Source organism: Pirellula sp. SH-Sr6A, assembly GCF_001610875.1.
Classification (GTDB): domain Bacteria; phylum Planctomycetota; class Planctomycetia; order Pirellulales; family Pirellulaceae; genus JBKCUI01.
In genome coordinates, this window is sequence record NZ_CP011272.1 from 562779 (window position 1) to 588707 (window position 25929).

The window sequence follows — 25929 nt, forward strand, 5'->3', positions numbered from 1 at the left end:
CAACGGGTCCTTCCTGGACCCTAAAAAGCCTTGCGGCGGAACCTTCGCCCAAAAAAGTTACAAAAACTCCGTCCGTCCGGTACTTGGCGGTTTGGGGTAGGGGGAAATGGTAGACATTAACACCGTTGCCGATGTTCGGCTGGCAGGTAGGGCTATCAACGACGAATGGCCGGTAACTCCAGAGATTCGAAAGAAGGTTATCGATCGGCTGGTGTACTTGCAGGAGTTTGGCGAGAAGCATTCAGTGCAGGTGGCTGCCGCAAAAGCTTTGCAATCTGCTGATCAAATCAACATCAAAAAGCGTGCGGAAGAACAGAGGAGATTGGACGCTGAGCACACAAGGAAACTTCAACTACTCGACGCTGCCGTCAAGCTCGGACTTGTTAAACCTGTCGGTCCAGGAATTGGAAGCATGGATTCGCAACCATCCGGACGCGAAGTCGGATGATGTTGTTGAGTTAGTCGAGCCTAAGAAGTGGGACGAAAAAGCATACGACCGCGAGCGCAAGGCAAAGCAGCGTGCAGCAGGTCGGGAGGTTTACATTCCGGTCCCAGCGGACTACGAACGCCGCTTGGCGTGCTTAGAAGATCCTGAGCTATTGCTTACCACGTACTTCCCAAGAACGTACAGCGAAGCGTTTACCAGCGACCGTAGGGATATGCTTTGGTCTATTTGGAACGCTGCACGCTTTGGAGGCGACCAAGCGATTGCTGCACCTCGCGGCGAGGGAAAGACGACGCTGGCAATGGATGGTGCGTATTGCTTGATGCTCAAGAGTCTTTCGCCTTTCCCAGTTGTCATCGGAAAAAATCAAGACGCATCGACAAAGGACCTTCGAGAACTGGTCGACCGGATCGCTGACTCCGATGATTTTGCAGCCGACTTTCCAGAGATCGCAGCTCCGATTCTTGCGATAGGTGCTGCCACTGCCAACGCACGATTGCAGACGGTCGGAGGTGAGTACATTCGAATGGTAATCTCTGACAAGTTCTTTTGCTTGCCGACTATTCCCAAGAGATTGCTACCACACTGGCCGGACCATATGGAATCACTTGCCAACGGCCAGGTGATGGGGGCGGTCGGGATAGAAGGCAAGATTCGCGGCATGAAGTTCCGGTCGCGTCGTCCTACGGTCGGGATTATCGATGATGTTGAGGACAAAGATTCGGTTCGTTCCGATGAACAGATCGCCAAGATTGAATCCATCATCGAAGAGGATATTGGTGGGATGGGGGCTTCTGCGGAACGTATCGCACGGGTCTACCTTTGCACAACGCTAAACAGAAAGTGCAACGCATACAAGTACACAGACCGCAAGCAAAAGCCGTCGTTCAACGGTCGCCGCTATCGCAAAATGATTAAGCCACCAGACCGCATCGATTTGGTTGAGCAGTACATCGACATGCGGCAGCAACGTAAAGCGGATGACCCGCAAGCAAGAGAAGCGTTTCGTTTTTGGCGGGACAATCAAAAGGAGATCGAGCACGGTTGCGAAATATCGAACCCGTATAGCTACTCCAAAAAGATTCACGCGGATGGCGAGCCAATGGAGCTTTCCGCCATACAGAGCTATTACAACCGCGTCGCGGACTTCGGTAAGAAAGCAGTAGCGACAGAGATTGACAACGACCCACCGGAAGAAGCGGGACCAGTCGGAAACGGTCTTACTCCCGAAACCGTAGCATCGCGAATGAACGGTTTGTCTAAGCGGCAACTACCTGCGAACACGCAATGCGTGACAGCGGCAATCGACCTTGGCAAGTATTACTGCCATTGGGTTATCTGCGCGTGGTGGCATGGTGCAGGAGGTTGCGTTGTTGATTACGGCTTCAAGTCTGTTCTTGGGACCGACCGCACGCAGGATCGCTACGGCGCGGAGCCGCATATTCTCGCTGCACTTCTTGATTGGCGTGAGGAGTTGCAACAGAAAGCGTTCGTTGACGCTACAGGCGTTCCACGAAGGATAGACCACGTTTTGGTTGACTCCGGAACGTTTACCAATTGCGCTTACGAGTTCTGCCGACAGGTGCGAGGAATCTTCCATCCATCGAAGGGGATTGGAAGCTACAAGAAGAAGAAGGCGGAGACGAACAGGATTTTCGTTGGCGAGAACTTGCACGCAGAGTTTTTGCCAGCGCAGCGGGTTGCGTTGTACGAACTTGACACGGACTACTGGAAGCAGTGGGTACACGAACGGTTCCTTACTCCGCCATTCGATGAAAACCTAATGCTTCGACGCGGTTCGCTATCGCTTTATCAATCCGACAGTCGCCACTCTCTTTATTCGCAACACATTACAGCGGAAGAGTTGGTTACTGAGTTCGTCGAGGGTAAGGGAACCAAGACGTATTGGAATAGCAAGCGAGACGATAACCATTGGCTAGATGCGACTTACATGGCGGCGGCTGCTTCGGAAATCTACGGTATCAAGTTGCTGGCACCATCAGAACAGGAAGTAACGGCGATGGTGAAGGGACCGGAGAAGCCAAGACAGCAGCGGCAAGACACGCACAGGCAGAACAAGAACTTCCGAACACGTCCGGGCGGCTGGATACCTAAGAGGAGATACTAGCGATATGGTGGCGACAATGACAAGGAAGCAACGGCGGCAAATGGAAACAAAAGAGCAAGAGACCGAGCAAACTCAACCTGTAACCCAAGAACAACCAAAGGCACGGCAGAAGTTTGTTCCGCAAGATTGCTCGATGTGCGTTGCACTGCGGGAAGATCCAGAGACTAGCTATTCATTCGTCTACCACACTGCGGGAAACCTTCGCTATTGCAAATGCGGCAATTGTGGTCACACATGGAAGCAAAAAGTCTAACCCGTTTACCAGCTAGCTGGTAAATACGCTATTGCGATGCGTGACCAATCGATATGGCTAGCCTACCGTTGTAGGCATGGCTTTAGACGTCGCAAATCTTCTTAACCAGGTCGAGACAGCAATAGAGCAGTTGCTTACGGGCAACGTGCAGTCTTACGCTATTGGTTCTCGCAACGTTACTAAGCTCGACCTAGATTCTCTGTTTGAGCAACGCCGTATGTTGCAGACTGAACTGGCTAGGCAGTCTGGCGGGGGGATGTTCACGCTTGCGAAGATCGGGCGACCTCGATGAACGTCCTAGATCGCATTATCGGTTACGTTTCTCCAACGGCAGGTCTCAGACGCGCACAAGCTCGAAAAGTATTGCAGCGAAGCTACGCTGGCGCGGAATCGAACCGTCTAACATCAGGCACCAAACCAAAGAACCAATCAGCCGACCAAGAACTGATGGGTCCGTATGGTGCTGACGCCATGCGTGCTTGGGCTCGCTCGATGGTTCGAAATAATGCTTACGCATGGAACGTTGTTGATACCATTGTTTCAAACGTCATCGGTGACGGAATCACGCTCCAAAGCGTGTACGAAACCAAGGATGGCGAAGACGTAGAAGACGTTAACGAGTCGCGGGAAAAGCTATGGGCTGAATGGTGCGAAGTCGCAGACATCAACGGGCAGTTGACCTTTGCGGAAATCCAGGTAATCGCACAGCGAGAGATTGTCGAGGCTGGCGAAGTTCTCATTCGGAAGATTCGGACTCCCGGCAAAGAGTATCGCGGAATTACCCGCCCTGTTCCGTTGGCATTGGAGTTGATCGAAGCCGACCGTCTATCCTTAGAGCGCGACACGTACAAGTCGTCGATGGCGCGTGCGGAAGGAAACCGAGTAGTACGTGGAATCGAGGTTGATCAGAAAGGTAGACCTGTAGCGTACTGGATCTACCAGCAACACCCGAACAGCCCGTACAGCGTTGGTAACCAAGTTCCTGAGCGAGTTCCAGCGGATGAAGTGATTCATCTTTTCCGACTGGACAGAATCGGTCAAACTCGCGGCGTTAGTTGGTTTGCTCCTGTGATGTCTCCAATGCGAGACCTGGGAATCTACATCGACAACGAACTGCAAGCATCTGCTGTCGCGTCTTGCTTTGGAGTAGTGGTTAAGACAAACACTCCGAGCCGTGGATTACAGAATCCCACTGGCGATGAGTCGACGGACAACAACGGAAACACGCTTGAATATCTTGAGCCAGGGATGGTAACAAGGATCGGCGTTGAAGAGTCCATCGAAGTTATCAACCCATCGCGACCTAACAGCGCAGCGGAGCCGTGGATTTCTCTGATGCTTCGCGGTATTGCTGCTGGCACTGGCACCAATTACGAAGCGGTTGCAAAAGACTTCTCGAACACTTCGTACAGTTCCAGCCGAACTAGCAAGCTGGAAGATCGCACTCGATACAAGCGATGGCAAAACTACATGGTTTGGCATCTTTGCCAACCAGTCTGGGACGAGTTCTGCAACAAGGCTGCCGTTGTGAACGCAGAGAACTTTCCTACGTCATCCGAACTACTAGAAGACCGCCGTGGTGTTGCTCCAGTTGAATGGCAATTGCCTGAGCAAGAATGGGTCGATCCGGCAGCAGAGCAAACAGCCGCGCAGCAATCCATCGATCGTTACATGTCGACTTACCAAGACGAGCTTGGCTCGCGTGGTCGGTCCTGGCGTGCGACCTTCTACCAAGCGAGCAAGGAAAAGAAACTTCGCATGAAGCTCGGTTTGCTGACTTCGGAGGAGCAGACCGCGCAGATGATGGCCGCTCAAACCGGAGCATCGGGGCCAGCGGATGAAGTGCGAGCAGAAGAAGACGCAGAGGGAGCGACCGGCGAATGGATGGGACTCTCTCGCTTGCAATGGAACAGAAACCGCAAGGCCCTCCAAGATGTGCTCAATGGCCTCTCGGACGGATCAATGTCTCCAGCCCTTGCGAGAGCACAACTCAGCATGATCGGACTGACGGAAAAGAACATCGAGGCGATCGTCGCAGATGCCTCGGATGGAACGGTAGACAACCCAATTCCTGCGGAGGATGTCGCCAGTGAATAAATCCGCATTGATCAAAAGACGCAAAGACTTGGACGCGAGAAAGCCTGTTGTGTTCGCCGGTGGCTCTGTCATCAAGAGGCAGTTCCAGTCACTCACCGATGGTCTCGCCGTGATCGCCACGGAGAACCCTGTTGAGCATTTGCATCCAGAAAACAAGAAGCCGATCGTCCATGTCCTTGAAATGGCTGGTTGCGAGATGCGGCCAGGGAATCACTCGATCCCGATCGTTGACTCGCACGACGATACGACCGTTCACAACGTCTTCGGATCGCTCAAAGATATTTCGATCGTAGGGTCTGAGTTCCAAGCGCGTCCACTATTCGCGAGCGATCCAGAGTCGCAAAAGATCGCGACGCGATACGAAGAGGGACACCTTACCGACTTCTCGATTACCGCCGAGACGCTGGAAGCCTTTGAGCTTTCTCCTGGGCGTACTTACACGACACAAGCGGGCACTCTTGTTGAAGGCCCTGCGATCATCGTTTCCCGTTGGCGACCAATGAACGCAACGTTATGCGTTACAGGCGCTGACAACTATTCCTATGTCAAACGGTCTTTTGCAGACCAAAGGAGAGAACTTATGGACGGTAGCCAGATGGCGAAGTTGTCCTCTATGGGTCTGCCAGAAGGCGTTACCGACCCAACCGAAATCCTTTCTTGGTTGATGACCAAGATGGAGATGGAACCAGTTGAACAGGCTGCACCTGTTGAAAACATGTCGACGGAAAACCCTGTAGTAGAAAACATGCAGCAAGCAGAGGCTGCACCTGCCGAATCGCCTGTTGCACCTGTTGAGAAGGTCGAGAACAGCATGGGAAATCAGAAAATCGAACGCAGCAAGCAAGACGCAGAGTTGCAAATCAAACGTGCACTCGATGCCGATGCTGCACGCCGAAAAGAAATTCAAGCCGCCGTCAAGCTCGCAAGGATTGAGCGTTCCTTTGCAGACGAGCTTTGCGATGGCTTTGTAAGTGTTTCTGACGCTCGAAAAAGGATCATTGAACGTATGGCAACTGAACCATTAGGAACGTCGGTCGGTGCTGACGTTCGGATCACTGAGAGCGCAGACGACAAGTTCGCCAGTGCCGTAAGTGCCGGGATCATCATGCGAAGCCATAACAAGGCTTCCAAGAAGTTGAAACTGGAAGGAGGTCAAGATTTCGTCAACAAGCCATTGGACGAAATCGCACGCGAATGTTTGCTTCGAAGCGGAGCAAAGATCGAGCGAATGTCGAGGAAGGATGTTGTTCTGGCCGCGATGGGTAACCCTCGCGTTCTCAAGAATCACAACATCCTGATGCGGTCCGCGTACCACACCACTGGCAGCTTCCCGAACATCCTCTTGGATGCAATCAATAAGTCGCTTCTGGCTGAGTACGAAGAAGCACCATACACCTGGAGCATGTGGGCGCGTCAAGCTGCTTCTGTTCCAGACTTGAAGACTATTTACCGTACTCGGATAAGCGAATTCCCGAACCTGGAAATGGTTCCGGAAAACGCGAAGTACCCAGAAAACCGAATGAGCGATTCGAAAGAGTCGTACCAGATCAGCAAGTACGGTGCAGAGTTTACGGTCTCTTGGGAAACAATCATCAATGATGATTTGGACGCCATCAGCCGAACGACCGCGAAAATGGGTGTTGCTGCACGACGCACGCAAAACGCGTTGGTCTATAGCGTTCTGACCTCGAACCCAACAATGGGCGACGGTAACGCACTGTTCAGCTCCAGCCATGCTTCTGGCGATAACACGTCTGGAAGTGCAGCGGCTCCAGCCGTGGCGACACTCAACGCAGGGTTCCTCAAAATGCGAAAGCAAACTGGTCTCAACACCAGTGCTATTCTCAACATCGAGCCTCGCTACTTGATTGTGCCGGTCAACTACGAAGCGACAGCAATGCAGCTTCTTGGCTCGTTCTCCGACCCTGTTGTAGGTGGTAGTGCTGCTGGTAACAGCAATACGCTGAACATCTACGGACCAGGCGGACAACGTAAGAACCTAACGCTTGTTGCCGAGCCTCTTTTGGACGCTGCAAGCTCCACGAATTGGTACTTGGCTGCCGATCCTTCGCAGGTCGATACCGTCGAAATCACCTTCCTGCAAGGTGAGGAAAGCCCAGTGATCGACACAGAGGAAGACTTCGACACCGACACCTACAAGTACAGGATTCGCCAGACGATGGGTGCGAAGGCGATCGATTGGCGTGGGTTGTTCCGCAACTCTGCGTGACCTGTCTAGTGGCAAAAAATAACCTCGCTGCATAGGTGGCGAGGTCTTTCCGATACAAAACAAAATCCGACAAGGAACAAAAACAAATGGCTGGTATTAAAGATTTCCAGGAATGGAGCGACGATTTCAACGGAACTGTCGCTACGTTCCCAACTTCGGCAGATCCTGCATCTCCGTGGCTCGTTGATGACGTTTCGTCGTCTGGAACCCCAACCTACACCAAGGGTACTTCGGAAGCCGTTCTTACTCTCGTTAGTACGAACGAAGCCGAAGTGGTTGCCCTTCACTTTGGGGACGCACTTGACTTCGACATCGATCTGATTCAGTCAATCGAGATGCGCGTCAAGATTGGCGCAGCGACTTTCACCAGCGGTTCCATTCTTACTTTTGGTCTTGGATCTGCTAGAAGCGACACGGCAAACGATGTTGCTGCCAACGCTTGGTTTCGCATGGAAGGTGCAAACAGCACAACCGTTGTTTACTGCGAGACCGACGATGGAACTCGCGACGTTGACGACATCTCCAGCGGAGTTACTCTCGGAACCACGTACAAGCGGTTCTATATCGACTTCACAGGTGGAAAGTCGAGCGTCAAGTTCTACATCGACGGTGCTCGCGTTGCAGCTTCGCAGGTCTTTGACATGTCTGGTTACTCTGCTGGATTGCAACCGATCATTCAGTTGCAGAAAGCAGCAAACACAAACGTGGACTCCGTGACGATTGATTACGTGTCAGTCATTTGCAAGCGATCCTAGTCTCCATGACGCTCCATGACGTGATGCAAGAAGATGCGGTTGCAGTTTTCTGCAACCTAGACGACTTCGCCGAAACTCTTGTTTATCACAAGAGAGACGGCGGGGCTCGTACTATTCGCGCAGTCGTGGACCGTCAGAGCTATGCGGGAGTCAATGAAGACGGTGGCGCTTACGTTCTTCCGTTGTTCGAGATCCATGTCGCCAATAACGCGGAGACTGGTATCACTTCGGAGGAGCTTAACCTAGGCGGAGACTTTTTCGAGTTCTCCGACCGAATCGGAAAAGATCCTGCTAGACGCGCGATCGTTCGTCTTGTCTCGCATGACGAAGGGATGCTGATACTGGAATGTCGATAGGTCAAACAACCGTTGTCGAGAGCATTGCGGAAACGCTTTACCTGCGTCTAACGCCGATGGTAAACAACACGATCTATAACACGAAGGTCAGAGAGGTCATTCGTCCGAGACGACTAGAGGACCGAACGATTAAGGACCGTCAGATCGTTATGACTGACGCCTCGCACGATCGAGTTCCCGAACTGGACCACGAAGGCAATCCACCGGCACAGGCTTGGCGAATCACTTTCAACCTTTACCTCCATGTGCAAAACGACGAAAGCAAGTGTGAACCAATCGATAAGGTCATTCACACGTTTGCAGCAGACGTCAAAAAAGCGGTCTGCGCAGTCGATAGCCGTTGGCACACATTCGGCGATAAGGCAATCGATGCAACATGGCAAAGCATGGAAGCAATCCAAGCAGACGGTTCCTTTGATGGGGTCAACCTGCCAATCTCGATTACCTATCGAGTTTCCGAAAACGACCCATATCAAGTGAGGTCTTAGTATGGAAATCAAGATCGATGAAGGCTCCGTTCAGAGGTTGCGGGACTTGTTCGGCAACCTAGGAAAGGACATGCGAAAGGAAGTCCACAAGGCGATCAACCAGACCGCTAAGCAGGTGCGGATACAGGCTTCACGTGCACTAAGAAAAGAACTCGCTGTTCCGTCGAAGATCCTGAAAAAGGCGATCAAGTCGAGACGGGAAGCGAGCGTGGATAGCTTGCGTGCAACGATTCTTTTGCTTTACGGATTCCCGATTCCGCTGAAGTACTTTGGGGCTCGCAAGGTGAACACGCGAAAAGGCGGAGTCAGTTTCCGAATCGATCCTAAGTTCAATTATAGGTCGGTGCAACGAGACTTGTTCATCGTCGACAAATACAAGGGCCACGTTTTCAAGCGTGAAGGAAAGGCACGTGGTCGAATCATTCGAATGAATGGGCCAGCTCCGGGTGACAGATACGAAGCAGCAGGGATTCCGGCACTCGCTGAACGAGTAGCACGCGAAGAACTGCCGAAACAAATTCAACGACGAATCAGATTCCTGATTCTGAAATCACAAGGCAAACTTCGCGGCAACCAACAAGGAAACTAACAGATGCCAAAACTAAGACGGAAACGATTGCTTGCCGCCAAAATCGAAACGACGCCAGGCACCGCAGAGGCTTTGACATCGGCAGAAGCGGCTTTCAATGCGTACAACATCACGTTCCAACAGAACGTTGCGTTTGAGGATCGCGAGGCACCAGGCGGGTTTGCTCGCATGTCTTCGATCCCGGGCATGCGAATGGGAACTATTTCGTTCTCGATCGATTCAGGCTGGGATGGCACAGCGACCGAGCCAGGATGGGCTGATGCGTTCTTACCTGCTTGCGGCTGGGTGAAATCGGGACAGGTCTACACCCCTCGCACAGAGGCACCTGGAGCGAATGTCAAGACACTGACTGCGGCTGTCTACAACGACGGTATTCGGTGGTTGCTTTCCGGTGCATCCGGAACCTTTACCGTCAATTGTCCGACTGGGCGAGCGGCAGTGTTCAACTTCACCTTCCAAGGTCTTTTGCAAACTACTACCGATACGGCTATGGTCTCCCCAACCTATCCGACCGAAATGCCATTGCGATACGCTTCGAGTACCACGACTTGGAACAGCATCGCATTGTGCTTGGAAAACATCACGCTTGATGCTGGCAACACGGTTACACCGATCGAGTGCGCTGCAAACGCTCAAGGCATCGAGTACTTCATGGTCACTGACCGTGCAGTACGAGTCACTGCGAATCCGCAGACGTTGAGCGTAGCGAGCCAAGACCGATACGGGAAGCTTCTTGACATGAGCGAGCACGCTTTAACCTGGGATCTTGATGGACCGACGAACAGCAAGATTACTTTCGCTGCACCAAAGGCACAGATTGTTGCAGTGAACCCAGGCGATCGAGCAGGAATCACCATCGACGAAATCGAATGGGCCTGCAACCGAAACGGATCGACTATCGATGAAGAAGCATCCATTACCTTTACCGCAGCAACCTAGTAGCACCTATGCCGATTGCATTAGAACCAAACCAATCGTTCGATGTCGTTTTGCCAAGCGACAAGGACAAGCCAGTCGAATCTCGCCCGACGTTCATAGCACGTACCCAATCGATGCGTGGACAACGGCAAACGCTGAAAGCCATCGACGATTCGGTCGACACAAAGAACGAAGAGCTTACGCACGAACTCATGTTCAAAATCGTCCTCGACGAACTCGAAAGAGTGCTCGTTGGATGGCGGAACATGGGGGAACGTGATTTTAGTCGCGATGCACTGGAGGACGTCCTTTCGTTCCGAGAAGCCCGTGAACTGCTGATGATGGTTGCACACAACCAAGCGGTGCAGCACGAAGAAAAAAAAAGCTAAGGCTGGCAGCAATGATTAGGCAGGGGAAACTCTGCCGACACTGCACGGTCAAGCAATGTAAAGACAAAGGTACAGCGGAGGAGCCAATCGAAATCGAGTGCCCAACCTGCAACGGTCAAGGATGTGACCAATGCAACGAAGGGTACTTGCGAATCGATGGATGCCCGAACCAGCAATGTGGAGACATTGCATTCGTGGTCAAGCTGGCGGACTTGTTTGACAAAGGGATGCCTCCGGTAGCAGGAGGGGCACTAGACCAATCGGCTTGGTTTCTAGATGCGATGGCGATACTCAGAAGCGACGAAGCAGAACTGAAGGCGGAAGATTATGGCGAGTGAATCGGTCAAGATTCTGATTGAAGCCGAAGACCAGGCGAGCGCCAAAATTGCTGCTACATCTAAGGCTATCGAAGCCAATGTCAAAAACATTAAGGATGTAGGAGGCAAGGCAAAGGCGTCCACCGAGTTTATCGGGCAGCTTGCCAACCAGCTCGGCGGCACTCAGTTCGCCTCGTTCGCTGGTCAATTCGCTGGACTCACCGAGAAGGTTAGCCAATTCGCTGAGGTATCGAAACTAGGCGGCGCGGGTGCTCTGGCTTTCAAAGCTGGCTTGGTAGGTCTCGTTGGCGTTCTTTCGTTCAACCTTGGCAAGACCATTGGGGATTGGTGGTTCGAGACCGATCGATGGAATAAGGAACTGGAAGACGCGATTGCGAATTCCAGGCGTCTGAACCAAGAGCTTATTTCTCTATCACAAGTGCGGTTCGGGGAGCAAGTTTCTGACATCGAAAAACTAGGTGATACAGAATCACAAATCGAATCAATCGACATCCTTATTGAGTCGCTGAAGAAGCAGCAGTTGCAGACGAATAGAAACACTGCGGACATGCAGAAGCAGCGCAACGCACTTACCGCCACGCAAGACGAAATGTGGATTGGAGGTCTTGGTTTTGAACTGGCAGTGGAAAAAGAGCGAAACGCACTTGAAGAACAAATAAAACTGAATGGCGAACTGTCTGATTCGTACCGCAAGCAATTCATGGAACTTGAGGCGAGACGAGGGAAGATAGTCGAAAATGCCAAGGCACAAGAGTTGTTGGCAGAAGCTCAAAAGAACAAGTCAGATCTCGCTTTTATCGAGTCGTTGCAAAGAGAGAATAACATCCTAGCCGCGCAGGGTGACACAGTTTTCGAACTTCGCGCAGAGTACGCTGGTTTAACGAACGATCTTGCTAAACGTGCAGTTGCGTTGATGAAAGAAGCAGAAGCCGAAAAGAAACGGCAGGAGGCAGCACGCAAAGCGATAGAGCAAAAGAGACAAGACGAAGAGAGGGAGAAGTCGAACAGAAAGAAAGTCATAGACTTGCTAGCGTCTGAAAACGCAGCGTTGCAGGAGCGGTTTGTTGCAATTACGAAAGGAACAGAAGCCGCTAAGGTCTTCAACCTGCAACAGAAAGGTATCTCTGAATGGAACGCAAAACGCCTAGCCGCACGCGAAGCCGAATTGGATCGGATGGAAGAGGAGAAACGCAACCGCGAGCGATTGAACTCTCCGACAGGTCCTTTGCAAACAACCGAAATGCGATTGATTACGAGAGGCGATGGAGACCTCCAGCAGCAAGTGGCGAACTCAACAAAGGCAGCAGAGATGCACCTAGCGTTTATCGCACGACTAACTGCTGAACGTGAGGCCAGAGAGGCTCGTGCACCAAGACCATCCAAAACGCAAGACATTCGCTTTCGGGAGGTTTCGCAATGAGTGTGCTTAGCGTGACGCAAATGTGGAGTCGTTCAGGTGGTAGTGCGTCAACGACGAACGGACTTGATACAAACACCAGCTTCACCGAGGGATACCAAGTCGTCCACACATACGACACAACAATCCTGGAGGTGCTGAACGCTACAGGAATACCAACCAAAGGTAGCTTTTACCCGGGGACATTCGCAACTTGTAGAGATGTAGACGCAACCAAAGTCGGTCCATTGATGCACATTGTTGTTGCACAGTGGGAAGGTGAGGCAGGACAATTTGGAGTTGCGGATAGTCCAGTGAATCAACTACCAGAAATCGAATGGGGGGATACGGTAAGCAATGAACCCATCGACGTAGACTGGGACGGGAATCCTATTGTCACTGCGAACGGTGAACCGATAAAAGGCGCTACGATGGAGATCGCCGACCAGACTCTATCTGTGAGCAGAAACTATGCTGCATTCAGCCCTTGGTTGACGCATCAATATCGCCACAGCGTGAACAGCGACACGTTTGCAGGGTATCCACCTGGAACCGCAAGGCTTGTCGGTTTCTCTGCTACGTTCCAGCAATCTTCCACGAGTTTCATCTATTGGAAGGTCAACGCTAGAATTCAGTTTCGCTTTCCGTACAACACGACTCCAGACAAGGCTTGGTACTACCGCACAAGGCACGAAGGGTTTCGAGTCAAGATCGGCAGCGACATCGTGCGAGCTGTTGACAAGTTCCAGGTTCCTGTCACTACTCCAGTGCTTTTGAAGTCTGACGGAACACTCGAAACAAACCCAGCTAACGCACACTTTTTAGAGTTCAAGCGATACCAGTCACTTCCCTATTCAGCATTGGGGCTTTTGTAATGGCGGACGAAATCACAATTCTAAGCGGCATCAGTGTATTGAAGGGAAACTTGTACTTTTCTGTTCCTGCTGTTGCATACCAAGACGACATGACTGGAACAGGAGGTCCCACTCCTGGGTATGTCACCCTCGGCACGACTGAAGAATCGATTGCTTTGTCGGAGTTGTCGACTGTTGGATGGTTTTGGATGAAGAACCTAGACTCAGCAAACTACGTTCGTTGGGGGTTCTCAACTGGCGTTTACGGTGGTCGAATTAGGGCAGGAGAAACGGCTGGACCATTTCGATTGGAGCCAGGAACGACTCTGTATATGATCGCTAACACGGCAGCGTGCAAAATGCTTGTTTACGCATTCGAGAGCTAACAAATGGTTGATAAAGAGTACGCGCTTATACCTACACAAATAGCCGAGGAAATGCTGCGTACTTTTTGGGAAATACGCAATTCCGGAATGTTGACAAGCGGTCGAGTTGACTCCATTTACGGACGATTACCAACAGCACCACAAGACGAACTGCTTGTCCGCAACGTTTCTGGTGTCGAAATACCCCGATACGGTTGTTTGCAGATAGTCGCAACTCATGAACTTGGCGACAGGAATATTCTCGACGTGGATGTTCCATCTGACACAACTGGCGCATCTGGCGGGTTCGTTTTTGCGTCGCACGAAGTAATACCAGCGGGGTCTATAGGAGTTGCGCAACCAAGTCGGATAGTTCGAGCTATAAAGCAAACAGGAACTGCAACTGCTGGCACGAGATGGAAACCTATACCCGGTTTTTTTACTATCTCCACTGGCGTCGACGGTCCGTTCACGATGGCAGGCGATGACTTGATTGCAACGAATTGCGTTCGGATTATAGTTGACGAACGAGGAACATCGAGCCTTGGAGATACGCTAGAACGTTTCATAATGCGATCTAGTTGGGTTGGTGGCAGTGCACTTGCTACCTTCACGAACCTTAGCGAACCATCTATTCCAGCCAGTGGAGGAATAGTCGAGGACCCGCTTGGAATATTCTTTGACATACTTGGACCGTGGAACGAAGGCTTGTCTATACGGACTAGATATGGACGGCATTACGTCATACAGGCTCGATGTGACCAGACTGATATTCCACCGGATGAGCCTATTGGATCCTGTCAGGTTTACGATGAATCAACAGGGCTTGTGTGTTATCAAACAACAGAGGCTATTTGCGATTTCCTGAATGGATCGTATGGAGGGGATGGCACAAGCTGTCCGTAATCAATGGCTGGAATGCCTTGCTGTTGTCTTATAGGAAGTTCTTCTTCGTCAAGTTCCAGTTCAAGCTCTAGCTCTAGCTCTAGTAGTTCGAGTTCATCTAGTTCGTCTAGCTCTTCGTCATCTTCCTCAAGCTCTTCTTCGTCTTCTAGTAGTTCATCTAGTTCGTCTTCATCCAGCAGTTCTAGTAGTAGTTCCTCTACCCCCATCTTTATTGGGTGCTGTGTGACTCCTCCTGGATTTAATGGTGCATTCGACGGTCAGATTGTTGGTCAGCTTTGCGCAAGCGATGAACCGTTCTATACTTGCGATTGTTCTTGGCAATGGAATGATGGAACGGCTTCCTGGACGTTGATAGCAACTAATTGCACGTAGGAAATCTATGGAATGCGAATATCTCAATAACGGATCCTGTGCAATCGCCTCTGATCTGGCTTGCATGCCAGTATCCTTGGTTGCGGTCACAAAGGAGGCTTGCGACCATTGCAAAAATATCCAAAACGCCATGACGATAAACGAGGTTACTGTTTCGGTCGCGATCGCTGCACTGCGAAACAATAACCTATTCGATCAAGTTTCGCATCGTCATCTTCTTGATATTGCGAAATCAAACTGCCCGAAAGAGGTCTTCACGGTAGGCGTTGTTAAGTCATGTGGAGTTGGATCCGTTCTAGCTAGAAAACTTTCTTGGTTTCATCGAACTGACGATCCGTGCAAGATATGCAGGTATCGAGTTTCAAAAATGAACGAGTGGGGCCCTGAAGGGTGCGAGAGAAATATGGAAACGATTCTTGTCTGGCTGAAGCATTCTGCTAATAAGCGAGGCATTCCATTTTTCAAGGCGGCTGTCAAGCTCGTCGTGCAGTCGGCGATCAACGAAGAAAGGCGAAACGGATGCTGCGTAAAAACGTAGGGGTGGCGGTAACGACAGCACCACGCACAGATTGCACCCTAGAGTACTGCTTGGCGTCAATCGCATCGTGCGGATTGGATCCTGTCGTGTTTGCAGAGCCTGGATCCACGCGAACAGACTACTGCACTGTACAAAACGAAAAGCGTCTAGGCGTTTGGCATAACTGGCTGAATTCCGCAAAGTACATGCTACTCAACACAAGCTTTGATTACATCATGACAGTTCAAGACGACTCGCTATTCCATCCAGACAGCGGTAGCTTTATTGACCGGTTGGAGTTTCCATCGAACGCCGCATTCGTTTCTTTCTACACTCCGAAACATTACTCCATCATCAAGGGACAGGAAAAGACGACAGGCGTCAACCGGATACGGACTCGATCGCTTTGGGGTGCTTGCGCTTTGCTTTGGACAAGGACCACGTTGTCGCAAGTGGTCAGTCATCCAAGGGCCAACACATGGATTGGAGCAAAACCAAAATCGGGGAATCCTGCCGTCTACCAAAACCGAAAAGAAAACCCGCATCTGATCGCAAACTCCGACACTGCTATCGGGATGATCATCAACAAGATTGGGCTGGCTATGTACTTCGTCGATCCTTCTCCAGTCCAGCACATAGCAGAGCACTCGACAATATCACACGGAGGAAATGGTGGGCGTAGAAACTGCTGGCGATGTGCTGATTTTGAACGACCGCTTTGGGAACAGGTTTATGGGGCACTATGACGACTTTTACGCACGCGGTGGCTTTCGGTACAAAACGAAACCAAGCATGCGTTACATCAAAGAGATTGCGATAAAGAAAATAGGCGTCAGCGGTCGCGTTTTAGATGCGCCGTGCGGCGATGGCTTTTGGTCAAATCTTCTTAGAAAATCAGGGTGCAATGTTACGGCGACGGACGTCAGCACAGTCGGTGCAAGGCTTGCAGGTGGTGTTCCTTGGAACCTAGAGAAGCACAATCCAGATTGGAACAATGCATTCGATTGGGTGTTCTGTCGTGGCGTTCATCACTTGCACCTGCCAGAACTTTGGGTACCAAAGACGCAATCAGTCTTTGCAAATCTCATTCAGTATGCACCAAAGGTGCTTGTTACGTACTGGACAAATCAGAGCCGGACGGATCCAGGTACGCACTATAACCACACACGCAGGACGCTAGATCTGTTTTTAACGAACTACGGTCTTTCGAAGTCCTTCATGTGGAAGGGTTACTATCACGCTGTCTTGAGTACCTAGCGTTTCATCTGCTCGATAGCGGCGGCGACTAGTGCGACTGCGCCGCCGATTAGCAAGATAGCGAAAGCGAACAGGAAGCGATCGAGGGGCTTCATGGCAGAACGTTTTTTGTTTTGTCCGTTTGCTGCTTGAACTGTTCTGAGAAATACTTGTTCATGCAGTCGGATCGATACGTCAACACATTGTCTTTCAGATCTACGCTACCATCAGTGAATTGCCACGTCTTGGTTTTGTCTTCGTACTTTGTTGGGTATCCAAACTTTTCTCGTAATGGAGTAGACAAGTCGACGTAATACGGAGAATCAACGGTAAGTTCCGCACTGTACAAAACCCCCCCGACGGTGAAGTACTTTGCAGATCCAGAGTACGACTCGTTTTTTACAGCCTCTTCGTATACCGGATCCTTTCCGCCAAGCCATTCTTTCATTCCGGACGTGTCTAGCTTTTCTCCAAACTTGTGTTCGAAAAAGGCGGGCATTGGCTGGTCGATTTGAGTCGTCTTTCGTTGTGCTACTAGATAAATTGCCACAACGGTAAGACACAAGCAAACTAGTCCGCTAACCAAGATCCATGCGGCGTTTCCGTAGTACTGATCTTTGTTCACTCTTCTTCACTCCTAGGATTCGGGTAGTTTCTCGAATCCTAGTTTGGCTGAGTGCGCGCCGCAACAGGGCGCACCAATTTAAAACTCCGGAGGGAGTCTCCCTTTCTGGACTGCACGATGGTCGATATAGCTCTTACGAGCCGTCCTGACGCCTCCTACGTGCCCAAGGGACTCTGCGGCCGCGTGTTCGCCTGCAAGCGTGTAAACGCCTGTTGCGTGCGTTTTCCGAAGCGTTCCGATCCCTTGGCCTCTTCGCCTCTTGAATCCAAAGGTGGCTGCCTCTTTGTAGAGAGCCAGTTCCAAGCGTCTTACGCCTCCCTTGGACAACGGGAAGACCTTGGTAGAGTTTGGTAATCTTTGCTGAAGAATTTCCAGTGCAACTATGGTTTGCGGCCGCATCATTCCGTGGTGGGCAATTCCGGTTTTGTGCTGGACTATGGCGAATCGTCGAGATTCGAAATCGAGATCGTCCCATTCGATTCCTCGCAGGTCGATCGGCCGGAGCCCAGTATCGTAGCCAAGCAGCAACCACGCTTTCATGAATTCGTACTCTCTTGCGCCGCATCGCATGATGCCGATCAGGTTTTCACAGCCCTGCATGAGTTGCTGGACCTGTTGAGCTGACCAAGCGTAGACTGGTTTTTCCTCGATTTTCGGGCGTCGGAGGCGGCGGACGTTATAAGGCTCAAGACCGTAAAATTCGGTAAGGTGGTTCCACAATCTAGTGATGCTTACGCGGTAGTTTCTTGCCGTCGTCCCAGTCAGGAACTTTTGTAATGAGCAGACGAATCCGTTTAGGTTTTCGGTTGTCAAATCGTCTTTCGTCGCTTGCTTTCCCAAGAATTCCGAAAAGCGTTTAACGGCAAGTTCGTACTGTTTGACGGTGACCAAAGCCAAGTCACACTCCATCGCAACTTGGTCAACTACAGTTGCCAAGAGCATTTGAAAAACTTTCTGCAAGTGAGTATGTGCGGCCGCCCATATTCGGGCGGCTGCAACACTTTAGCCTGCAATTTGCCGCATGTAAGAAATTCCCGACTGTCGATCCGGAGGTTGCGGGTTCGAGACCCGTCGACCTCGCTTACAAAGAAAGCCTTGGGAATATTCCCAGGGCTTTTTTTTTGCCCGCGGCGATTCTTGATCGCACTTCGTTGGGATGTCGAAGTGGACGCAAGGCACCCGCCGCCTGGGACGCACCGGTGCCGCGCCAGCGCTGCACCGAGCAACTTTATCCCTTACTTGGGTGCTTCAGCCGCCGCCCCAGAACTTGGCGAACGTTTCTTGGCACCGACCGCCAAGAGGATGACCACGAGAATACAAAAGGCCACCAAAGCAGGCAAAGGACCGTCCGGAACGCGTGCTTGCAAGTTGATCGCATTCAGAAAGCCTTCGTAGAAATTCAGAAACGAAATCAACACGGCCGCGATAGCTCCACCGGCGATATAGCCGGAGCTTAACAGGACAGCCGGGCCCGAGTCGTCTTCCGAGCCTGCTCGATTGCCTTGCCAGCGATCCACCGCCAGCCGGACCAGTCCTCCTACAAAGATCGGCGTCGAAGCTTCGAGCGGAAGATAAACGCCAACAGCGAACGGGAGGCTAGGTACACCGCTGAGCTCCAGTGTCACCGCGATCAGTACACCGATCATGACCAAGCCCCAGGGGAGACGACGATCCAGAATCCCATCGATGATAAGCTGCATGAGGACCGTCTTGGGCGCCTCGAATTTACTAGTCCTGTCCCCCGCGTCCGTTTCCTCCAACGCGCCATTGATGGCTGGATCGACTAGGTAGACGGGGCGCCCGCTTTCATCGATCAAGTACCGGCCCGGTGGAAGCGGCTTATCCACCTCGGCACGCCCAACGTTCAAAACGTAGTACTCGTTGACATCGTCCGCATAGGAACCAGAACGAACGCGATCTTTTGCAAGCCGCGCGGTATCGATTCGCACTTCCGAAAAACGCTCCACCGACTTCTTGCTATAGGTGGAATTCGCTTCGTTCATGGCGATGAGAACCAATCCGACGACCATCGCGGATGTGAGAGCGCCAACCAAAATACCAATTTGCTGAGAACGAGGCGTTGCACCGAGCAAATGCCCCACCTTCAGTGCTTGCGCAGTGCTTCCGCCGTTCGAAGCCGCGACGCAAACCACTCCTGCAATGGTCAGCGCGGTAAGCTTGATTTCTTTGTTGACCGATGCGAGCCCCGCTGAATCCATCACGAGCAAGATCAAGCACGTTAAGAGCAGCGTGGCGACCGTCATTCCTGAAATAGGATTGGAAGACGAACCGATCTCACCAGTCAATCTCGACGAAACGGTGACGAATAAGAAACTGAAAACAACGATCATGAACGCGCCGGCGATACCCGTGAATCCGAAACCCAGCCCCAATTGCGGGATGGCCATCAAACCTATAACCAAGAGCAGGCTACCCAGTAAAACCATTGGCAACGGAAGATCTCGATCCGTTCGACGGGTTCCAGCCGAATTCGCACCTTGGGATGAAGTAAGATCGCGGAAACTGGTGATGATGGCGCCGAAGATCACCGGCAATGCCTTCATCATACTGATGATCCCCCCCGCAGCGACTGCGCCTGCCCCGATATAGAGGATGTACGCGTTTCGAACATCACCATCCTTCATTTGACTGATCGGGATGGTCCCCGGCGCAAGGGGTTGTTCAAGACCGCTGCCGAAGAAGACGATGAGAGGACTGATCACGAGGTAAGCCAAAACGCCGCCTGCCACCATGATGTTGGCAATCTTCGGTCCGATGATGTATCCGACCCCCAGAAGAGAGGGGGACAACTCCATGCTCAGCGTTGCACCTTTAAGTCCCACAGCTTTCCCAGCAGCATCGACACTATGCAGTGCAACGCTGGCGACGTCGCGCCAAAGATGAAGCGCTTGCATGCCGATCTGGTACAGGAATCCCAGCCCGAATCCAGAAAAGACCATCGAGGCGGTGGCACCACCTTTTTCGCCGGCTAAGAGAACTTCAGCGCAGGCTTTCCCCTCAGGAAAAGTAAGCGTACCGTGCTGCTTAACGATAAATGCTTGACGAAGCGGGATCATCATAAGAATCCCAAGCAGGCCGCCGAAGACGCTCACCGTCATCACACGGATCGCGTCGATATCGAATCCGAGCAGAAGCAAAGCAGGCATGATCAAACCGACGGCAAAGGCGAGCGATTCACCCGCAGATCCCGTCGTTTGAACGATGTTATTCTCCAAGATGGTCGCAGGACGAAGCCCGGTCCACTTGGATAGGCCGCGGAACAACGTGATCGAAAGGACAGCTACCGGGATCGAGGCCGATACAGTCAATCCGACCTTGAGCACCAAGTACATCGACGAAGCACCGAACACAATCCCGAGCAACGCTCCCATGATAACCGGGAACCAAGTCAATTCGGGGATTTGCTCTTCGTCACCAATGAAGGGTTTGAACGGCTTCTCGTTCGCATTGCTCATAGTGAAATCGCCGGAGTACTCTGGAAGTGGATCCCAAAACCGATCAGTCGATACCGTGCATCATCTTCTTGATCTTCGGAGTCAATCCCCAGATGATCAGCCCCGACAATATGGGGATAAGTGTGTAGATCAAAAAGAAGACCGTTAAACCGTACTTTTCCGAGATTGGATCGATGTAGCCCCCGGTCCACCCAGCCAGATAGTTAGCAACGGCGGTCGCGATGAACCAAATACCAAACATCAAGCCCACCAATTTTGCAGGTGCCAACTTGCTGACATAGGAGAGGCCGACCGGTGAGACGCAAAGCTCGCCAAGCGTGTGGAGCAAGTAAGCGAAAATCAACCACCACATGCTGATGGAAGCCGTCTTGGCTTCGCGCTCGATCCCCATACTCCCCAACGCCAACACTCCGAACCCGAGCCCTAGCAAGACCAAGCCGAGACCGAATTTTACGGGTGCAGATGGATTGAGCGGGCTTTCCCAAATGCGGCTGAGCAATGGTGCGAAAGTGATGATGAAGAACGAGTTGAGAATACCGAACCAGGAAGCGGGAACTTCGGTTTCGTTTTGTTTTTCGCGAAGAACTTTTCCGATCAACTCGCCATCGAACTTGTCAGCCTCTTCTGCGGTGATGACCTTGAGCTTTCCGTCGCCACCCTTGGCTTCCCGGTCAAGTAGATAGATCGTCTGTTCGGCTTCGAGCGGCATATCCCACTGAATCGTTCGCTCGACCGTTTTCATAGCAGGAGCTGCACCGTCCGCGGCATTTTCCGCGGCAACAGGGACATCAAACGACACGACATAAGCCTTCATGTTGAACTCTTTGTTCAACATCCAAAGCGCGATTCCCCACACGATCACAAAACTGATCGCGATGCTGATATTCGAACCGGGAATTCTATGAAAGGTTGCTCGAATCAACTTTGCCAAAACGAACGTCACGATGGCTAGGGGAATCACGGTGAGGGCCGTGTTCGACCAAAAAAAGGCGGTAGCGTATCCACCACTCAGGATGCGAGCCGTGTAGTCTTTGGCAAAGATTGTCATCGAACCGCCCGCTTGCTCAAATGCCATCCAAAAGAAGATGGTAAAGAAGGAGAGGATCCCAATAACAATCAATCGATCTGTTACGACATTGGTCGGCGTATCCTCGGCAGCTTGTTGTGCAATCTTTGAGGCGGCATTAGCTCGCTTGCCGATTTCACCGAAGAGTTTCGCCCCGAGGTAAAACATGATCATGCCGAGTCCCATAAAGATGCCGGCCAATCCGAAGCCATACGACCATCCGACCTTCTCCCCGGTATAGCCGCAGAGAAGGATACCCAGGAATGCACCCGAATTGATCCCCATGTAGAAGATCGTATAAGCACCGTCCTTTTTCTCTTGGCGGTCGGTGTAGAGTTGTCCGACGATGGACGAGATGTTGGGTTTGAACAATCCGTTTCCGACAATCAGGAGTCCGAGACCTGTGTAGAAAGTAGCAGCCGTTTCCAATGCCATCGAAGCATGGCCAAGTGTCATCAGCAACGCTCCGAGGACGACGGCCATTCGATACCCGAGGAGTTTATCAGCGATCAACCCACCCAGAATCGGAGTCAAGTAAACGAGACCGGTGTAGAGTGCGTAGAGGTTGAGAGAATCTTGGCGCGACCAAGCCCATCCGCCGTCAGCGACCTGGCTTACCAAGAAAAGAACTAGCAAGGCACGCATTCCGTAGTAACTAAATCGTTCCCACATCTCGGTGAAGAACAGGAGGAACAATCCAGGCGGATGGCCAAAAATCTCGTTCTTATCTTCCGTCGACATATCGATCCCTTCGTCCAGTACCTTGCGTCTCGAATCCCATCGTGAGAGGAGAGGACGTATAGTAACCCAAACAGCACGGAATGTGGTATCGGGGTGAGTGAAACTGGCTGAAAGGAATTTGTCTTCGAGCCGTCCCAGCGATTCGCTACAATGGGTCTACTATGTTGTTCAGCGCACAAGACATGTTGAATCGAGCTCGTGACGGAGACGAGAAAGCAAAGGGGGAACTGTTAGAGCAGTTTCGCCCCTATCTCAACGTCATTGCTCAGCGTCATTTGGACGACCGACTTCGTGGTCGATTGGATTTCGCTGACGTCGTGCAGACGACGTTTCTCGAGGCATCTCGCGACTTTGGTGCTTTCCGAGGCGAAAATGTAGATTCCTTGCTAGCGTGGCTGCGAAATATTCTTCGAAACAACGTGCATACCGCACACCAACAGCATTTGGCCACCCAGAAGCGGTCGGCACGTTTGGAGACACGCATCGCAATCTCGTCGGAGTCGGGGGGTAGTTCCCTCGGTATGGCCGATATAGTTCCATCGGAAACTTCCACGCCAAGCCAGCGAGTGATGAGAAATGAAGCGGCCGCTGTCCTAGCGCTACATTTGGAAAAGATCCCCGAGACACAACGGCAAGCCATTCGGTTGCGTTATCTCGAAGGTTTGTCGTTGAAACAGATTTCGGATCGCATGTCTAAATCGGAGATGGCGGTGGCCGGTTTGCTCAAACGAGGTCTGCGGACCCTCCGAGAGGAAATGTCCGACCCCGCCTAGCCCCCACAAGTGTCCCCCGTCCTCGTGAGTGTCCCCAGTGCTCGTGAGTGTCCCCAGTGCTCGTGAGTGTCCCCATTTCCGGTGTCCTGAAAAATCTTTTTGGCGCCCCCTTCCCCACTCTTGTATCTGGGGTCTCGAGACGCTCCAATCACTTCTATGCACAGGATCGTGCCCGGCAACCCGAACGAATCGTCCCTTGTTTTGCCGATGTTTTCCCTTTCGCCCAAGGAATTCAGATCATGCGCAGCGCCCGCGCCGATATCTACCGTCCCGACGAAGTCGCTACGGTCCACACCATCGCCACCATTGTTCGCAAGTACTTCTTGCTCGGCGATGATGCTCTCACCCGCAAAGATCACAGCCATCGCGGTCTCTGGATCACCAAGCAGATCGAGGAGCAAGCCCAGTACTTTGGCATCGACGTCCTAGGTCATGCCATCATGAGCAACCACTTCCACTCGGTCTTGCGGTCTCGCCCCGACATTGTCCAAGAGTGGGACGATACCGAAGTGGCCAGGCGCTGGATGTTGATGTGCCCCAAGAGGAAGAACAAAGACAAGACTCCAGCGGAGCCCAACGAAAAGGAGCTCGATGCGATCCGCACCAAGCCCGAGAAGTTGAAAGAGATCCGTTTGCGGCTGAGCGATATCTCGTGGTGGATGCGCATCCTTTGCCAGCGAGTCGCCAAGCGCGCCAACCTGGAGCTCCAAGAGACGGGCCGTCTCTTCAATGGCCGGTTCAAGGCGGTGCGGTTGCTCGATGACGAAGCCATCTTGGCCTGCGTGAGCTATGTGGATTTGAATCCCATCCGCGCCCAGGTAGTCCAGACGCTCGAGGCATCCCAGTACACGTCGGTAGCCCAGCGAATCGCAGCCCTGAAGCAGGAGCTCGCCAAGTCAGAACCGCCCCCGGAGGGAACTCAAACGGAATCGCCGCAGTTCCCAGCGCCCAGCGAAGATCCTGCCTTGCCACAGCGTCTGTTACCAGACGCGTATTTAGCCCCGATAGAGCTGATCGATGAGAGAGGAAGCCAGGGGAGCAAACCGAGCAAGACGAAGAAGCGTTGCAGTGACAAGGGCGTGGTACCGTTGTCATCGATGAACTATATCCAGCTATTGGATGCGACGGCGAGGATTATCCGGGAAGGCAAGAAAGGGTTTACACCCGAGGAGGTGCCTCCGGTGTTGGAGCGGTTGGGATTGGATCCCGAGCGTTGGATCGACTACACGACCCATTTCAGTCGAATGTTCTCATTGGCGGCTGGAAGTGTGCGCAGTATGAAGGAGGCTCGAACGCTGGTCACCCAGCGGCAGATCTACTGTCCGCGATTCCAGCGACCTTCTTAAGAGCTTGTAGCCGTACAGGCCGCGAGCATCTTCTTCTTTGAGAGTGACCCTTGGAGCGGCACTGGGTTCGCCGCTGCGCGCCTCGAGAGTCAAACGGTCCAAAAACCCGTCTTTGACCGCCCCTCGGCCCCCATTCCCCTCGAACCACCCCCTCTCTCCCCCCACCTTCGGGGGGCCACTCCCCACCTCCCCACCCCTGGTGAGCACCCCTGGTGAGTGTCCCCAGTGTCTTTGGGTCAAAAAATGGTGAGTGTCCCCAGTGTTGGTGAGTGTCCCCAGTGTCTCCCAAAAATGGTGAGCGTCCCTAGTTGGAGGTGAGTGTCCCTGGCGGTTGGAAGGAAATGAAGAGTGTCCCCAGAACGGAGGAGGCGAGGGGTAGGGATTATTCGCGGAAATCCAGTGGCGTTTGAAAGGGCCGCCCTAGGGGACGGTAGCAGTAGTGTCCGAGGCCGGCCGATTCATACGTAGTTCCGAATACCGACGACGGAGCAGAATCATTTACTGGACCATCTGAGAGAATCAAAAAATTCATATACCGATTAAGAGTATCCGTATGTTCCGAGGCAGACCTGCAGTATCGGTGGGTTCCGAGGCGGTCTGGAGTGTCGGTAGGTATTGAAACCCTCGACGGAGCACGGTGATTTGCCAGGCTCAGAAACGTATCGGGTTGGTACACGGTGAGGTAGGAATGGCGACCAAGGCAGACCTGGAGTATCGGTGGGTTCCGAGGCAAGCTGGGAGTGCCGGTGGGTTTCGAGACCGACGAGGTAGCAGGGTGATTTGCCAGGCTCAGGAACGCATCGCGATGGTCCACGGTGAGGTAGGAATGGCGATCGTTGCCATGGCTTGGTGCGGACGTTGGACTCGTTCTGGAAATTGCCCAAACGGCTTTCGCACGGGCCAGACAGTCGCAAGTTATCGGCTCTGGGATCAATGCTGAACGCCCTGATCTCCTAAAAACGCTGGGTGCGCAGAAGCATGAACCCGACGACGACGGAAGCGGTACCCAAAATCCCCCATTGCGTTACGGACATATGCTCGACACTGTAGGAGATTCCCTTCCATAATCCCTCCAACAATCCACCGACAAAATTGACGACATTAGCCATGTTCTCAATCCCCTTTTCGAGAACCGTAGCTTAAGCTTCCGCGCCAAGTGGAATTCGTACTCTCATAAATGCCGGTTAATTGCCCAAGCCTGCGGAGGGACGGATGGTTTGCAACGCCTTTGACGGCAAGGGGCTCAACAATCGGCATGCGTGGGGATGGG

The 25929-nt window shown here is 52.3% G+C and carries 25 protein-coding genes; 19 read left to right on the forward strand and 6 right to left on the reverse strand.

Annotated features, from left to right (window positions below):
* Positions 1-106 precede the first annotated feature (106 nt).
* The 14 genes from VN12_RS02065 to VN12_RS02135 all read left to right on the forward strand — a co-directional run bounded on the left by VN12_RS02065 (position 107) and on the right by VN12_RS02135 (position 13622).
* Positions 107-448, forward strand: coding sequence for a hypothetical protein (locus VN12_RS02065; protein WP_146675275.1), 342 nt, complete (start codon positions 107-109; stop codon positions 446-448).
* Positions 405-2573, forward strand: a complete 2169-nt coding sequence (locus VN12_RS02070) for a terminase gpA endonuclease subunit (protein ID WP_146675276.1) — start codon at positions 405-407, stop codon at positions 2571-2573. The genes VN12_RS02065 and VN12_RS02070 overlap by 44 nt, the downstream gene beginning before the upstream one ends.
* A gap of 541 nt (positions 2574-3114) precedes the next feature.
* Complete coding sequence (locus VN12_RS02080) at positions 3115-4923, forward strand: phage portal protein (RefSeq protein ID WP_146675278.1); 1809 nt, start codon at positions 3115-3117, stop codon at positions 4921-4923.
* Complete coding sequence (locus tag VN12_RS02085) at positions 4916-7153, forward strand: hypothetical protein (RefSeq protein WP_146675279.1); 2238 nt, start codon at positions 4916-4918, stop codon at positions 7151-7153. The genes VN12_RS02080 and VN12_RS02085 overlap by 8 nt, the downstream gene beginning before the upstream one ends.
* An 86-nt stretch (positions 7154-7239) precedes the next feature.
* Positions 7240-7908, forward strand: coding sequence for a hypothetical protein (locus VN12_RS02090; protein ID WP_146675280.1), 669 nt, complete (start codon positions 7240-7242; stop codon positions 7906-7908).
* 5 nt (positions 7909-7913) lie between these two features.
* Entirely contained in the window at positions 7914-8264 is a 351-nt protein-coding gene (locus tag VN12_RS02095; RefSeq protein WP_146675281.1) for a hypothetical protein, read from the forward strand.
* On the forward strand, positions 8255-8752 hold the full coding sequence (locus VN12_RS02100; RefSeq protein ID WP_146675282.1) for a hypothetical protein: 498 nt from the start codon (positions 8255-8257) through the stop codon (positions 8750-8752). The genes VN12_RS02095 and VN12_RS02100 overlap by 10 nt, the downstream gene beginning before the upstream one ends.
* A 1-nt stretch (position 8753) precedes the next feature.
* On the forward strand, positions 8754-9341 hold the full coding sequence (locus VN12_RS02105; protein ID WP_146675283.1) for a hypothetical protein: 588 nt from the start codon (positions 8754-8756) through the stop codon (positions 9339-9341).
* Positions 9342-9344: 3 nt separating this feature from the next.
* On the forward strand, positions 9345-10280 hold the full coding sequence (locus VN12_RS02110) for a hypothetical protein (RefSeq protein WP_146675284.1): 936 nt from the start codon (positions 9345-9347) through the stop codon (positions 10278-10280).
* 8 nt (positions 10281-10288) lie between these two features.
* Positions 10289-10648: a hypothetical protein gene (locus VN12_RS02115; RefSeq protein WP_146675285.1), complete on the forward strand. Its 360-nt coding sequence runs from the start codon at positions 10289-10291 to the stop codon at positions 10646-10648.
* Positions 10649-10659: 11 nt separating this feature from the next.
* Positions 10660-10986, forward strand: coding sequence for a hypothetical protein (locus tag VN12_RS02120; RefSeq protein WP_146675286.1), 327 nt, complete (start codon positions 10660-10662; stop codon positions 10984-10986).
* The gene (locus tag VN12_RS02125) at positions 10976-12406 is read left to right on the forward strand and encodes a hypothetical protein (RefSeq protein WP_146675287.1); all 1431 of its coding nucleotides are present in this window, start codon (positions 10976-10978) and stop codon (positions 12404-12406) included. Before VN12_RS02120 ends, VN12_RS02125 begins: the two co-directional genes overlap by 11 nt.
* On the forward strand, positions 12403-13257 hold the full coding sequence (locus VN12_RS02130; RefSeq protein ID WP_146675288.1) for a hypothetical protein: 855 nt from the start codon (positions 12403-12405) through the stop codon (positions 13255-13257). The genes VN12_RS02125 and VN12_RS02130 overlap by 4 nt, the downstream gene beginning before the upstream one ends.
* Entirely contained in the window at positions 13257-13622 is a 366-nt protein-coding gene (locus VN12_RS02135) for a hypothetical protein (RefSeq protein ID WP_146675289.1), read from the forward strand. Before VN12_RS02130 ends, VN12_RS02135 begins: the two co-directional genes overlap by 1 nt.
* Positions 13623-14437: 815 nt before the next feature.
* On the opposite strand, the gene VN12_RS25615 is transcribed toward VN12_RS02135, so the two are convergent.
* Positions 14438-14713 carry a hypothetical protein gene (locus tag VN12_RS25615; protein WP_168164094.1) on the reverse strand — a complete coding sequence of 92 codons (276 nt, stop codon included), beginning with the start codon at positions 14711-14713 and terminating at the stop codon, positions 14438-14440.
* A 919-nt stretch (positions 14714-15632) separates the two neighbouring features.
* Here VN12_RS25615 and VN12_RS02145 point away from each other — a divergent pair.
* Complete coding sequence (locus VN12_RS02145) at positions 15633-16142, forward strand: hypothetical protein (protein ID WP_146675291.1); 510 nt, start codon at positions 15633-15635, stop codon at positions 16140-16142.
* Positions 16129-16653 carry a class I SAM-dependent methyltransferase gene (locus VN12_RS02150; protein ID WP_146675292.1) on the forward strand — a complete coding sequence of 175 codons (525 nt, stop codon included), beginning with the start codon at positions 16129-16131 and terminating at the stop codon, positions 16651-16653. The genes VN12_RS02145 and VN12_RS02150 overlap by 14 nt, the downstream gene beginning before the upstream one ends.
* Positions 16654-16744: 91 nt before the next feature.
* On the opposite strand, the gene VN12_RS02155 is transcribed toward VN12_RS02150, so the two are convergent.
* The 4 genes from VN12_RS02155 to VN12_RS02170 form a co-directional block, all read right to left on the reverse strand.
* Positions 16745-17257 (reverse strand): hypothetical protein, encoded by a 513-nt coding sequence (locus VN12_RS02155; protein WP_146675293.1) that lies wholly within the window; start codon positions 17255-17257, stop codon positions 16745-16747.
* 78 nt (positions 17258-17335) lie between these two features.
* Complete coding sequence (locus tag VN12_RS02160) at positions 17336-18193, reverse strand: tyrosine-type recombinase/integrase (protein WP_168164153.1); 858 nt, start codon at positions 18191-18193, stop codon at positions 17336-17338.
* A 299-nt stretch (positions 18194-18492) separates the two neighbouring features.
* Positions 18493-20733, reverse strand: a complete 2241-nt coding sequence (locus tag VN12_RS02165; RefSeq protein WP_146675295.1) for an OPT family oligopeptide transporter — start codon at positions 20731-20733, stop codon at positions 18493-18495.
* 43 nt (positions 20734-20776) lie between these two features.
* Positions 20777-22540 carry a peptide MFS transporter gene (locus VN12_RS02170; protein WP_146675296.1) on the reverse strand — a complete coding sequence of 588 codons (1764 nt, stop codon included), beginning with the start codon at positions 22538-22540 and terminating at the stop codon, positions 20777-20779.
* Positions 22541-22701: 161 nt separating this feature from the next.
* Between VN12_RS02170 and VN12_RS02175 the strand changes: the two genes are divergently transcribed.
* The 3 genes from VN12_RS02175 (at position 22702) to VN12_RS02185 (ending at position 25599) form a co-directional block, all read left to right on the forward strand.
* Positions 22702-23313, forward strand: a complete 612-nt coding sequence (locus tag VN12_RS02175) for a sigma-70 family RNA polymerase sigma factor (RefSeq protein ID WP_146675297.1) — start codon at positions 22702-22704, stop codon at positions 23311-23313.
* A 239-nt stretch (positions 23314-23552) separates the two neighbouring features.
* The gene (locus VN12_RS02180; RefSeq protein ID WP_146675298.1) at positions 23553-24659 is read left to right on the forward strand and encodes a hypothetical protein; all 1107 of its coding nucleotides are present in this window, start codon (positions 23553-23555) and stop codon (positions 24657-24659) included.
* 688 nt (positions 24660-25347) lie between these two features.
* Complete coding sequence (locus VN12_RS02185; RefSeq protein WP_168164154.1) at positions 25348-25599, forward strand: hypothetical protein; 252 nt, start codon at positions 25348-25350, stop codon at positions 25597-25599.
* Between the two features lie 13 nt (positions 25600-25612).
* On the opposite strand, the gene VN12_RS25620 is transcribed toward VN12_RS02185, so the two are convergent.
* Positions 25613-25768, reverse strand: coding sequence for a hypothetical protein (locus tag VN12_RS25620; protein ID WP_168164155.1), 156 nt, complete (start codon positions 25766-25768; stop codon positions 25613-25615).
* Between the last annotated feature and the right edge of the window lie 161 nt (positions 25769-25929).